The sequence below is a fragment of the Acinetobacter sp. SFA genome, from assembly GCF_001647535.1.
Lineage (GTDB): Bacteria > Pseudomonadota > Gammaproteobacteria > Pseudomonadales > Moraxellaceae > Acinetobacter > Acinetobacter pecorum.
In genome coordinates, this window is record NZ_LSZI01000001.1 from 302,082 (window position 1) to 314,899 (window position 12,818).

The following is a 12,818-nucleotide window of genomic DNA, read 5'->3' on the forward strand; positions in this document are numbered from 1 at the left end:
AAATCAAACAGCCTCAACGCCAAAATAATCCGAAGCCTATCTCATTAGGCTTCGGCTAAAGGAAAATTGACCTGTACACAAAGGCCACCCAGATTGAGACTTCGGGAAAATTCGAGCGTTCCACCCAGGCGTTCGGTGGCTTTATCTACAATAGACAAACCCAAACCACTGCCAATTTCTGCATGATTATGTATCCGGTAGAAGCGTTGCCGAATCTGATTGAATTGAGCCGTATCAATCCCGGTTCCGCTATCTTCGATCTGTAAAACTGCCTGCTGGCCTTGCTGGAAAATCGATACGTTAATTACGCCATCCTTCGGACTATATTTAATCGCATTATCGATCAGGTTATAAATAATTGAATGCAAGGCCGAAGCTTGGCCTTGAATCAACAGTTCCTGCTGCTGCTCCACCCCTAAATCTATCTCTTTCTGCAGTGCCAACTGAATCAGTTCTTCGATACAAGTGACAGTCATCTGATTCAGTGACAGCAATTGAACCGGCTCACTTAAACCTTCGCTTACATCCTGTTTGGCGAGACTTAATAACTGGTTAACCAGATGCTGCATGCGCAAAATGCCTTGGCTCAAGTTATGGATAGACTTACTTTGCGGAAATTGCTGTAGCAAAATTTGTAGCTGTAAATTCAAGGCCGTGAGTGGCGTACGTAACTCATGTGCGGAGTCCGCCACAAATTGACGTTGTTCCTGTTGGGCCAGGGAAATTCGACCGAACAGGTGGTTCATTTCCTGAATGGTCGGTTCCAGCTCCAGAGGATAATCTTTCATTGCAATCGGCTTTAAGTCTTGTGCCTTGCGGCTGGCCAATTCAGTTTTAAAATCATTAAGAGGCTGAAAATTTTTCCGGATCATCCAGCCTAAACCGAATAATGCAAAAGGTAAAAAAAGCACATAGGGAAGAAACATATTGGCTGCCAGTTCCAGCGCCAGTTCCTGCCGGACATTTTGCTGCTGGCTCACCTGAATCTGTAGTTGTTTACCAGGAATAATATAAGTTAACCAAGTTCCATACGGCGTTTGATGCTTGTAGAAACCTGCTTTCCTGACCGGTGCAACCAGAACATTGTGCGGATGCAAGGAAGTGGCTGTATCTGTATAGGACCAGATATCTACAAATAAATCTTCTTCACCGTACTGTTTTGCCAGATCGATTTGACTCTGCAGGGGCTGCGGATGATTTTCTGCAATGCGCTCTGCCAGACTTTGCATCTGTTTATCCAGTACTTCATTAATTTCTTCGAGTGCAATCCGGTATGCTGCAAAGATCAGCACACAGCCTAATACCAGGCTAAATAATGAAATATAAATAACCAGACGTTTTTGCAAGGAATAACGTTTTTGCATGGCGCTCATCCTAAGCGATACCCTAGCCCACGTATGGTGCGGATGAAGTCTTTTCCTAGCTTTGCCCGCAGATGATGAATATAGACCTCTACCGTATTACTGCTGACATCACTATCAAAATCATAAAGCTTGTCTTCTAAATCGTTTTTAGAAAAAATTTTGCTAGGATGCATGAGGAGTGCAGTGAGAATAGACCATTCTCGATTAGACAACTCGATCGGTTCACCATTAAAGCATGCGATGTGCTGTTCCAGGTCCAGTTCCAGCCCACTGTGTGATAATTTCTTATTTATATCTGTCACAGTATTTTTGAAGCCAGTACGTCGCATTAAGGCATGAATACGGGCCAGCAGTTCGTCAAACTCATAGGGTTTAATCAAGTAATCATCTGCTCCCTGATTCAGCCCATCTACCCGGTTTTGTAATTGATCCCGAGCCGAGATAATCAGTACCGGTAAATTTGGAAACTTCTGCCGGATATTCTTTAGCACCAGCATGCCATCCATCATCGGCAAGCCTAAATCGAGCAGGACAATATCATAGACCTGCTGCTGTAACTGTTTTAAACCCTCAATCCCATTATTGACCCAGTACACCTCAAACTGATGCAGTTTAAGCAATGTTTCAGTCGACTCGGCAATCATAAAGTCATCTTCAATAATCAGTATTTTATGCATTTCAAGCTCTGTTTTTTAATGATGATGAGCATTGTGCAAGCATATCATTTTTAGCTTCAATCACTTGCGTTTTTATATCCAGCATACTTAATAAGCTGGGGAAAAGATGGTCGTGACTGCGTGCCTGTCCGGTCTGTGTTTTTAAACAGCTTAGCTGCCGGGCATTGTACTGTTGCCAGGTATCGGAAAACCACATCAGCATTGGGATATGGGTTTGCTGAGTGGGCGCCATGCTATAAGGAGCACCATGCAGGTATAAACCATGCTCTCCGGTGGATTCTCCATGATCAGACAGGTACCAGAAACCGGTCTGATATTGAGTCTGCTGCTTTAAAGTTTCAATGATCTGGGCAAGAACATGGTCTGTATATACAATCGAATTATCATAGCTATTCTTTAATTCTTCTGTACTACAGCCCTGAATAGCATTGGTATTACAGGTCGGTTGAAATGGCTGATATGGCGCTTTGGAACGCTTGTAATATGCGGGGCCATGACTACCCATCTGATGCAGTACAATTAATTGTGGGGTCGGGTTGTTTTTATCCAGATGTGCCAGATAATCTTTCAGGCTATCCACTAGGATTTCATCAAAACATTCACCACCGGCATCACACCACTTCTGTTTCAGTTGTGCCGGAATCTGGTATTTTTGTACCCGGTCACAGGCACCTTTACAGCCCGAATTATTATCAATCCAGGTCACCTGATAACCGGCCCGCTGCGCAATATCCAGCAGACCTTCTCGGTGGCTGGCTAGCTGTTCATCATAGGTTTTACGTGACATGCCCGAAAACATACAAGGGACTGAAACGGCTGTTGCAGTTCCACAGGAGCTGACCTGATTGAAATTAATTACCGATAACTTGCTCAGTTCAGGATTGGTATTGCGCGCATAGCCATTTAAAGCGAAACTCTCAGCACGTGCAGTTTCTCCCACAACTAGCACCATCAATTTAGGATGATCCTGCATTTGGGCCTGCTGTAACAGATGTGCATCTTCGCCGAAAACCACCAAAGGCAAATTTGCTTTAGGTGCTTTCTTTTTATAATAAGACAAAGTAGACGCAATGCTGTTTTGTGGCGAAAGCATGCCTTTCAGATCGCGATGTTCTCGGAAGATCGCTGCATAATCGACATAAAAACAGTATAACAATCCCAGAATCAAGCCAGCTGAGAGCACACTGCTCAGGCTCTTATGTACTAGCTGATGTCCAAGCGATGCAGGCTTAATTTTCAGCATCCACACAACGCAGAGGGGAAAAATCACAAACACCAATGTCCAGATGACTAATCGCATTGACCAGAGATCTCGAACTTCACGGGCATCGGTTTGCAGCATATTCTGGATCTGGTCAGGCGTGATAACGACCCCTAGACTATTGACAAAATAAGCACTAAAACCACCTAAAATAATCAGGACACTGGCCAGTATTTTGGCATTCCATTTCCAGTTCAGCCACTGTAATATCAGATTGTAAAACGCAATAATGATCAGTGCCGTGGCAGCCAGTAACAGACCTGCTTTTAGATTGGTATAAGGCGTAAATTCATGGATTTTCTGATAGAAAGCAAAGTTTAGGATCAATCCCAACCAAATAGCCAGCAACACGTTAAAACCTAAAAGACTGATCGACTTTTTCGGTTGTTGACTAAAAAAAGAAGAATGGGAAAATAGCTTCAGCATAATCCATGGCTCAAAGACTTTAAGATGTTTCAGCTTATAATTTGAATCTTAAAAATGGCTTAAAGAGATGTATATAGACAATATATTTTTTGATTGCTTAATAGTCCGTCACTATTAATCTACCTGTTTTATATGCTTCAGGAATAAAAAGAGCATCCAATTATTTTTGGATGTCTTTTCAAACTATCCTATATACACGTAAGGATTACAAGTCAAACCTTGATAAGGTTGTTCGCACATAAGAGGATATAGAGCAGAAAACCAGAATTAATTTTCGACTAAAGTTTTTATATCGATCACAAAACGGTATTTCACATCACTCTTTAACATGCGTTCAAAAGCTTCATTGATATTGCGCATTTCAATCATTTCCACATCAGCAACAATATTATGCTCCCCACAGAAATCCAGTAACTCCTGAGTTTCCTTAATGCCACCAATTACTGAACCGGCAATTGATCTTCTTCCCATAATCAGTGGAACTGAATTTGCACTAATCTCTCCTAGATATCCCACCAGAACAATGGTTCCATCTAAGGTTAATGTTGGAATATATGACTCCAAGTCATGGTTGTAAGGTACCGTATCTATAATTAAATCAAACTGATTCGCGACGGAATTCATTTGAGCTTCATCTGTTGATAGCACTACCTGATGGGCACCTAATTTTTTTGCATCCCCCTCTTTATTGACTGAACGGGTAAATAAGGTCACATCTGCGCCCAAGGCATTGGCCAGCTTAATTGCCATATGTCCCAAACCACCTAAGCCCACAACCGCTACTTTACTGCCCTTGCCAATATTCCAGTGACGTAAAGGTGACCAGGTGGTAATGCCTGCACACAGAAGTGGAGGCACAGCTTTAGTATCCAGATTTTCAGGTACTTTCAATACAAAATCTTCACTACAAACAATTATTTGTGAGTAACCGCCATAAGTAGGCTGCTGGTCATAACGATCCAGGCTGCCATAGGTCTGAATATTTCCTTGTTCACAATACTGTTCTAATCCTGAATGACAGGCTGAACAGGTACGACATGAATCGACCATACAGCCAATTCCTACCAGATCACCCTCTTTATATTTTTTAGCTCCAGAACCCGTCGATATGATGCGTCCTACTATTTCATGACCTGGAACTATGGGATAAAAACTAAATCCCCAGTCATTTCTAACCTGATGTAAATCGGAATGACAGACACCACAATATTCAATTTTGATCACCACATCATCTTCACGTGGCGTTCGGCGTTCAAACTTAAAAGGTACTAAAGGGCTTTGTGATGAATGTGCGGCATATCCCAATACTTCGGTGTTCATATTTTTTTCTCGTATATTGTGGTCAGGATAAAATCTGATAAATAAATATTTATCCTGAAGTATTAATTTTGAATAGTCGCTAAAATTTCAATAAAAAATCAAGGACTGGTATTATTAAAATAGTATAAAAATCAAAAAGTTTATGTCTGATCTGATGGCTTTGAAATATAGACTGAATTTTCATTAAAAATGATCAATCAGTCCGTTTATCTTAAGCCTGAAAATAACATCTCAGCCAATCTTTATAAAATAAATCATTAAAATACTATAATAATTTTATATTTTAAAAATTAGTCAAGAGTTTGCTCTCCCCCACCATTTACAAACAATGTTTGCCCAGAAACCCAGGAAGACATTGGAGAAGCAAAAAATAATACTGCGTTTGCAATATCTTCAGCTTCACCCAGTCGTTGTAAAGGAGTATGAGCTAACATTTTTTTTTCAATTTCCGGCGTAAGTACTTTTGCTAATGCAGCAGTACGTACTGCTCCTGGCCCAACGGCATTAATTCTGACGATAGGCCCAAAATCATGGGCCAAGTTAGCGCCCATATGATTAAGGGCAGCTTTTGAAGAGGCATAGCCACTCATGGCTGGGCTTTTATTAATGGAACTCATTGAGGTAATATTGACGATTGAGCCATATCCGGCTTCATTCATATAAGGAACAACCAGTTGGCAAAGTCGCCAGGCTGCAAATACATTTAATTTGAAGTCTCTGATAAAGTCGTCAACTGTAATTTTTGAAGGTGATTCCCGGCCACCACCTCCACCGCCCGCATTATTTACTAATATATGGATAGCTCCAAAAGTATTTCGGGTGGTTTCTACGGCGTTTACGAGGTCATCATCTTCCAGAATATTACAGGCTACACACTGGACTTCACCTCCTGTTTTTTCATGGATTTCTTGAGCAGCCTGTTTAGCCTTCTCCTGATTTAAATCCGCAATCATGACTTTAGCTCCCGCCTGAGCAAGAGTAAGAGCACAGGCATGGCCAATCCCTGCCGCCCCTCCCGTAACCAAAGCCACTTTTCCTGTTAAATCTATTAGAGAGTTTTGCATGAGATACCTCGTATTAATACATTGTCATATAACTTTATGAGGTTAAGATTTTTCCCTATCATAAATTTTCAGCACTCTAAAAGTAATATATTTACTTTAGAATTTATTTTTAATTGTAATAGTAGGTGTAATTGTAATTTTTACTTATAAATATCAATTTTATTCATAAAAATAATATCAATTTAATACACGACTATTATTTATTTTTAAGATTATTATTCTTTAGGATTCTTCTATTTTAAAATATTCCATCTTATTAAAATAATTAGTATAACTTTCATTTAAATATCAAAGAAAATTATTATGGAAAATGTATTTTATTCAGTCTGGTTTCAATAAAGACTTTTATTTTTGCACTTTTTATTATCTATGCAACGCATAAGAGATAAGCTACAGAGGATTACCCATAAGAAGTCGATCATGATTTGCCTGAAGTTGTACGGGCAATGGATCGACATCAAATAAAACGTATCTCCTCTCATAATATTTATATATCTTTATTTAATGTAATTAAGTTATTAGACCAATGATAATCTGGATGAATAATTGATAAATCTCGAATACATTCTGTTATGAAATGTTGAATACAATCTTATTTTTTCCAAAAGCCACTAATATATTTTGTTCTCATATGGCTAAAATCATTGGAATTGGAAAAGATATGAATCATTATCCTGAAAGCCCAGCTTCAAGTGAAAAACAAGACCATCAGCCGGGTGCACAAAATGAAATGAATCCTGCACCGGAAGTGATAAAACCGCAATATAAAGGCAGCGAAAAACTAAAAGGCAAGGTTGCCTTGATTACCGGTGGTGATAGCGGGATTGGCCGCTCTGTATCGGTCCTATTTGCCCGTGAAGGTGCTGATATCGCTATTTGTTATCTGGATGAAGATCGCGATGCGCTGGACACTAAAACAATGGTGGAAAATGAAGGGCGACGATGCCTGCTAATTAAATGTGACTTACAGGATCAAGAAGAAATCAGAAAAATGGTTGAACAGGCCCTACAGGAATTTAAAACCATTAATATTCTGGTCAATAATGCAGGGGTTCAGTATCCGCAAGAAAGTATTACCGATATTTCACCTGAACAATTATTTAAAACTTTCAACGTGAATATTCTATCCATGTTTTATCTGACTCAGGCAGTGATTCCGCATATGCAAGCCGGTGATAGCATCATCAATACAACCAGTATCACCAGTTATCATGGACATGACCAGTTAATTGACTATGCAAGTACGAAAGGTGCTATTACATCCTTTACCCGTAGCTTATCTACCAATTTGTTGAAAAATAAAACAGGAATTCGGGTTAATGGTGTAGCACCTGGCCCAATCTGGACACCGTTAATTCCAAGCAGCTTTGACGAAGAGCAACTTGAGGATTTCGGTAAACAGACCCCAATGGGCCGTATGGGACAGCCAAGTGAAGTAGCACCGGCGTATTTATTCCTGGCCAGTGAAGAAGCCAGTTATATTTCAGGTCAGGTGATTCATGTGAATGGCGGCAGTATTATTAACGGCTAATCAGGCAAAGAAGATAGCGGTTCTAGCTGACCGTTATCTTCATCTCCTTGATTTCAGGCCCATCTATTCTTACGAAATCTTTTATAAAATAAGTCAAACGAATACTTACCTTTATAGAAACCAGCCCTTGTTATAGTAATTTCAGTCAAACCTGAGGAGGATATCGAGATGCCTAGAGGTGACAAATCAGCCTATACCGATAAGCAGAAACGGCAGGCTGAACATATTGAAGAAAGCGAAAAAGAGCGCGGGCGTTCTGAAGAAGAAGCCGAACGTATCGCTTGGTCGACGGTCAATAAACAAGACGGCGGCGGCAAGAAAAAGAAAACGTCTCATTAAGCAAAATTCATATTCATAACGCTGTAATGGGACACATCTAAAGACTCTCTATAATTAAATTATAGAGAGTCTTTTAGCATCAGCTTTAAGTAATGTTTTCAATATGCTGCTGAGTCCATGCTGGCCAGAGCTTTTCCAGTGTTTGCTCAAATTCTGCATTCTCAGTTCGCCACTGCGGATTTTTGTCCTTATCAATAATCAGCGCACGAACCCCTTCAATAAAGTCGCCCTGCTCTAACCAGACATCTTGCAAGTCGCGTTCTAACTGCATGCATTTTTCTAGCGACAAATTCTGTCCGGCTTGCTGTAACTTCAAGCTGGTTTGCTTGGCCATGACCGGACGCTGCTGCAAAATTTCCAGCATTTTACTAGCCCATTCCTGATCGGTTGAATTACTTGTATGAGCAAGACTCTGTTCAATCTCCTCGAGGTATTGATAGCCAAAATGCTGATTAATATGCTCTATACTTTTTTGTAGCTCGCTTTCTACAGGATGCGTAATATAGGAACTAATGATCTTTTGAATCTCAATCGGGTTTAATACCGGCGCTGCAATCAATGCCGCTTCCAATTCAGCAAAACGCTCACTCGGCACATGATAATCCACCAGATCCAGATACAGCGCATCACTGCTACTGATCTGTTCCCCGGTCAATGCCATATAGACACCGACTTCATCTAGTCGGGACAGAAAATGGGTTGCACCGACATCAGGGAAAAAACCAATCGCCGTTTCTGGCATGGCAAAACGTGATTTTTCACTGGCGACCTTGATATGACAGGCCTCAGCCAGTCCAAAGCCGCCTCCCAGTACATAGCCATCCATCATCACGATCACGGCCTTTGGGAAATTACGCAAGGTGCTCAGCATCTTATATTCAGTGGCAAAAAAATCCTGATACCGGGTATTGCCGGCCTGATAGCTGTCATACAGATAACGGATGTCTCCTCCGGCACAGAACGCCTTGGGACTGTTGGAATTGATCAGGATGGCTTGCACTTCTGGCTCATGGCGCCACTGATTGAGTTGCGCCTGAATGCCCTGGATCATTGGCAAGGTTAAGGCATTTAAATGGCTGGTGCGGTCCAGGCTGATGATGCCCAGACCTCCTGCGACCCGAATCGCTAAATTATTTTCATCACTCATTATTTTTGTTCCTGGTATGAATTTCTTATTGATGGGTAAATTTGGCTGGCCGTTTTTCCACAAAGGCTTGCATGCCTTCCTTTTGATCGGAACCTGCAAAAATGGAATGGAATACCCGGCGTTCAAAGCGCAGGCCTTCAGCCAGGCTCACTTCAAAGGCCCGATTAATTGATTCTTTAATCATCATCACGGCAGTAAGCGACTTTTCAGCAATTTTTTCGGCAGCTTGCAGGGTTTGTTCCAGCAATTCTTCCTTGGCAAATACCCGAGCCACCAAACCACTTTGTTCCGCTTCCTGCGCCCCCATCTGCCGTGCCGTCAGGCACATTTCCATGGCTTTGGCCTTACCAATCGCCAAGGTTAAACGCTGGGTACCGCCAATGCCCGGCAACACGCCTAAGGTGACTTCAGGCAAACCAAATTTTGCATTGTCGGCGCAGTAAATAAAGTCGCACATCAATGCCAGCTCACAACCACCACCCAAGGCATAGCCACTCACTGCGGCAATTAAAGGTTTACGGCGCTGGGCAATTCGATCGGCCAGACTGAAAAAATCATCCAGATAAATTTGTGGAAAATTCAGATCTGCCATTTCCTTAATATCGGCACCGGCAGCAAAAGCTTTTTCCGAACCGGCAATCACAATACAGCCAATTGCCGGATCTTTTTCCAGTTGATCCAGTGCCTGATTCATTTCAAAAATCAGCTGGTTATTCAGTGCATTTAATGCTTGCGGACGGTTTAAAGTAATCAGCCCGACACCATTACGTTGTTCTAATAAAATCGTTTGCCACTGCATGAAATAAGTCCTTTTAAAATTAGAGGCTGCGTGCAATCACCAGGCGCTGAATATCGCTGGTGCCTTCATAAATCTGACAAATCCGCGCATCGCGATAAATCCGCTCAATCGGAAAATCTTTAAGATAACCGTAGCCGCCAAAAATCTGCAGCGCTCTGGAACAGACCCGTTCTGCCATTTCTGAAGCAAATAGCTTGGCCATGGAGGCTTCGGTTAAACAGGCTTCACCGGCTTCTTTTTTGCGTGCTGCAAAATGCACCAGTTGCCGTGCCGCTTCAATTTCAGTCGCCATACTGGCCAGCCTGAAGGAAATCGCCTGCTGTTCAAAAATCGGTTTGCCAAAAGCCACGCGGTCATGCGCATAGGCCGTTGCTTCTTCCAATGCGGCACGCGCCAAACCCACAGCCTGTGCCGCAATGCCGATCCGTCCACCTTCCAGATTGGCCAAGGCAATTTTTAAACCTTCACCTTCGGCACCGAGTCTTAAACTTTCATGAATGCGGACATCGGTTAAGGCAATCTGACAGGTATCCGAAGCATGCAGGCCCAGTTTTTCTTCGACCCGGATCACTTCATAGCCAAGTGTGTCTCGCGGCACTAAAAATGCACTCATGCCTTTTTTGCCCGCAGCTGGATCAGTCACAGCAAACACAATAATCATCCCGGCATTGTGGCCTGAGGTAATGAACTGTTTGGCGCCATTCAGAATGTAATGATCGCCCTCCTTGACCGCTCGGGTTTTAATCGCGGCAGCATCCGATCCTGTATGCGGTTCGGTCAGCGCAAAGGCCCCAATCATTTCACCTTGAGCCAAAGGCTTTAAAAATTGCTGCTTTTGCTCTTCTGTGCCGAACTTGAAAATCGGCACACAACCCACCGAGTTATGTACGCTCATAATCGCGGATGTTGCACCATCGGCCGCAGCGACTTCTTCTAAGGCCAGAACATAAGCCAGTGTACCTGTACCCGAGCCGCCCCATTCCTCGGGAATCAGCATACCTAAAAAACCCAGCTCTCCCATTTGGGCCAATGCATCTTTGGGAAAGATACCTTTTTGATCCCACTCGCCGGCAAAGGGTTTAATCTGTTCCTGGGCGAAGCTTTTGGCCATATCCTGAATCAGTTGTTGCTCTTCCGTTAGTTGCATCGATGCTTCCTTCAATCTCTTTATTTAATCTTCTTATTCAATCTGTTGGCTTTGGCTGTTATGCAGTCTTGGCTTGCTGCTTGTTGATTTCCTGATTGCGCAGTAAAAAGCGTTGAATTTTACCGCTTGGGGTTTTTGGCAATTCGGTCACAAATTCAATCAAGCGCGGATAGGCATGCGCAGACAAACGCTTTTTCACAAATTGACCCAGCTCTTCTTCCAGATGGGTCGAAGCTGAAAAATTATTCGCCAGAATCACAAAGGCTTTAATCACTTCGGTACGCTCGGGATCAGGCACACCAATGACTGCTGCTTCAATCACGGCATCATGTTCTAGCAAGGCACTTTCCACATCAAATGGGCCGACCCTATAACCTGACGTTGTAATGACATCATCACTACGCCCGACAAAGCTCATACTGCCATCAGCATGAATCTCTGCGGTATCCCCAGTTAAATAATACTGTCCGACAAATGGAGATTTACGGCTTTCTTCATAACCAGAGAACCACATCATCGGCGATTGGCTGATATCCACTGCCAGGATGCCCGGGACGTCAGCTGCTAATTCATGCCCCTGTTCATCGACAACGGTAATCCGGTAACCCGGGCTGGCAAAGCCTGCCGAACCTGAACGGACCGGATGTTCCAGGGCATGATGATTACACACCACCATCCCGACTTCAGTCTGGCCATAATGGTCATAAATCGGCACATCCAGTACCTCTTTAAACCAGCGGATCACTTCCGGATTTAACGGTTCACCGGCACTGCTGACGACCCGTAACTGGCCGCGCAGTTTTGCCATTTGAGCAGGATCGGCTGCCATCATCATGCGGTAAGCGGTCGGTGCACCAGCCAGATTGGTAATGCCATATTCCTTAACAATGTCGCAGACACTTTCCGCATTAAAACCACCTTCATAAAACAAGGTCGAGTGTCCAAGTATTAAGGGGCCAGTAATCGCGTAATACAACCCGTAGGCCCAGCCGGGATCGGCAATATTCCAGAAAGCATCTTCAGGAGTTAGACCAATGGCATTTTGCATATAGCTTGCAAAAGCAATCAGCGCTTTTAACGGGACTTTAAGAGGTTTCGCTGGTCCAGTAGTACCGGAGGTAAACATCAATAAAAAAGGATCATTAACATTCAGGATTTCCAGCTCACAAGCTTCAGCCTGACGGTTTAATACCGTCCAGAAGCTTAGGTCGTGTGGATAGCGTTCTGCCTCGGTTTCGGCATGCACCGTCACAATCGGTGGACAGTTGCTGATCTCGGATAATTTGTCCCGATTCGCCAGATCAGTCACCACCAGCTTACTTTGCGCCAGCTGAATGCGATGCTCAATGGCTTTGGGACCAAAGGCAGTAAATAACGGTTGATAGACCGCACCAATCCGCCAGGTCGCTAAAATGATAATGATCAGCTCCGGGGTACGCGGTAATAATCCGGAAACACGATCACCTTTACCAATGCCTTGAGACTTAAGAAAATTGGCAAACTGGCTGGAATATTTTTTGAGTTCGGCAAAGCTATATTGTTCTTTTCTGCCATCTTTACCATGCCAGTACAAGGCAATGGCATCGGAATTGGCATGACGGTCGCAACACTCATAACAGGCATTCACTGCCTGCATTGAACCGGAGAGAAACTGGCTTGCAACCGTATTTAAATCAAAGTCTTGAACCGTTGTTTGATAATCTAACATGTTAAACCTCAGCCTGAATTTATCGTTATTAATGA

General features: G+C 43.0%; 11 protein-coding genes. 2 read left to right on the forward strand and 9 right to left on the reverse strand.

Translation table 11 applies throughout. The features are described from left to right. Positions 1-44 precede the first annotated feature (44 nt). From AY607_RS01425 to AY607_RS01445, 5 genes are all read right to left on the reverse strand, one after another. Complete coding sequence (locus AY607_RS01425; protein ID WP_064101563.1) at positions 45-1,364, reverse strand: ATP-binding protein; 1,320 nt, start codon at positions 1,362-1,364, stop codon at positions 45-47. Positions 1,365-1,369: 5 nt separating this feature from the next. After that, a complete protein-coding gene (locus AY607_RS01430) occupies positions 1,370-2,041 on the reverse strand; it encodes a response regulator transcription factor (RefSeq protein WP_064096801.1) in 672 nt (223 codons plus the stop codon). A 1-nt stretch (position 2,042) separates the two neighbouring features. Continuing rightward, the gene (locus tag AY607_RS01435) at positions 2,043-3,728 is read right to left on the reverse strand and encodes a phosphoethanolamine transferase (RefSeq protein WP_064096800.1); all 1,686 of its coding nucleotides are present in this window, start codon (positions 3,726-3,728) and stop codon (positions 2,043-2,045) included. A 267-nt stretch (positions 3,729-3,995) separates the two neighbouring features. After that, on the reverse strand, positions 3,996-5,048 hold the full coding sequence (locus tag AY607_RS01440) for an NAD(P)-dependent alcohol dehydrogenase (protein ID WP_064096799.1): 1,053 nt from the start codon (positions 5,046-5,048) through the stop codon (positions 3,996-3,998). Between the two features lie 290 nt (positions 5,049-5,338). After that, on the reverse strand, positions 5,339-6,112 hold the full coding sequence (locus AY607_RS01445; RefSeq protein ID WP_064096798.1) for a glucose 1-dehydrogenase: 774 nt from the start codon (positions 6,110-6,112) through the stop codon (positions 5,339-5,341). 661 nt (positions 6,113-6,773) lie between these two features. Here AY607_RS01445 and AY607_RS01450 point away from each other — a divergent pair. Beyond that, positions 6,774-7,643: an SDR family oxidoreductase gene (locus AY607_RS01450; protein ID WP_064101564.1), complete on the forward strand. Its 870-nt coding sequence runs from the start codon at positions 6,774-6,776 to the stop codon at positions 7,641-7,643. Positions 7,644-7,811: 168 nt separating this feature from the next. Beyond that, positions 7,812-7,982, forward strand: a complete 171-nt coding sequence (locus tag AY607_RS15000; protein WP_005251766.1) for a hypothetical protein — start codon at positions 7,812-7,814, stop codon at positions 7,980-7,982. An 85-nt stretch (positions 7,983-8,067) separates the two neighbouring features. Here the strand turns inward: AY607_RS15000 and AY607_RS01455 are convergent, their stop codons facing one another. Genes AY607_RS01455 through AY607_RS01470 form a run of 4 tightly spaced genes read right to left on the reverse strand, consistent with a single transcriptional unit; the run spans position 8,068 to position 12,783 of the window. Beyond that, complete coding sequence (locus AY607_RS01455; protein WP_064101536.1) at positions 8,068-9,129, reverse strand: enoyl-CoA hydratase/isomerase family protein; 1,062 nt, start codon at positions 9,127-9,129, stop codon at positions 8,068-8,070. Between the two features lie 25 nt (positions 9,130-9,154). Then, entirely contained in the window at positions 9,155-9,928 is a 774-nt protein-coding gene (locus AY607_RS01460; protein WP_064096796.1) for an enoyl-CoA hydratase, read from the reverse strand. Between the two features lie 19 nt (positions 9,929-9,947). Further along, positions 9,948-11,075: an acyl-CoA dehydrogenase family protein gene (locus AY607_RS01465; RefSeq protein WP_064096795.1), complete on the reverse strand. Its 1,128-nt coding sequence runs from the start codon at positions 11,073-11,075 to the stop codon at positions 9,948-9,950. 58 nt (positions 11,076-11,133) lie between these two features. Then, positions 11,134-12,783 (reverse strand): AMP-binding protein, encoded by a 1,650-nt coding sequence (locus AY607_RS01470; protein WP_064101537.1) that lies wholly within the window; start codon positions 12,781-12,783, stop codon positions 11,134-11,136. Between the last annotated feature and the right edge of the window lie 35 nt (positions 12,784-12,818).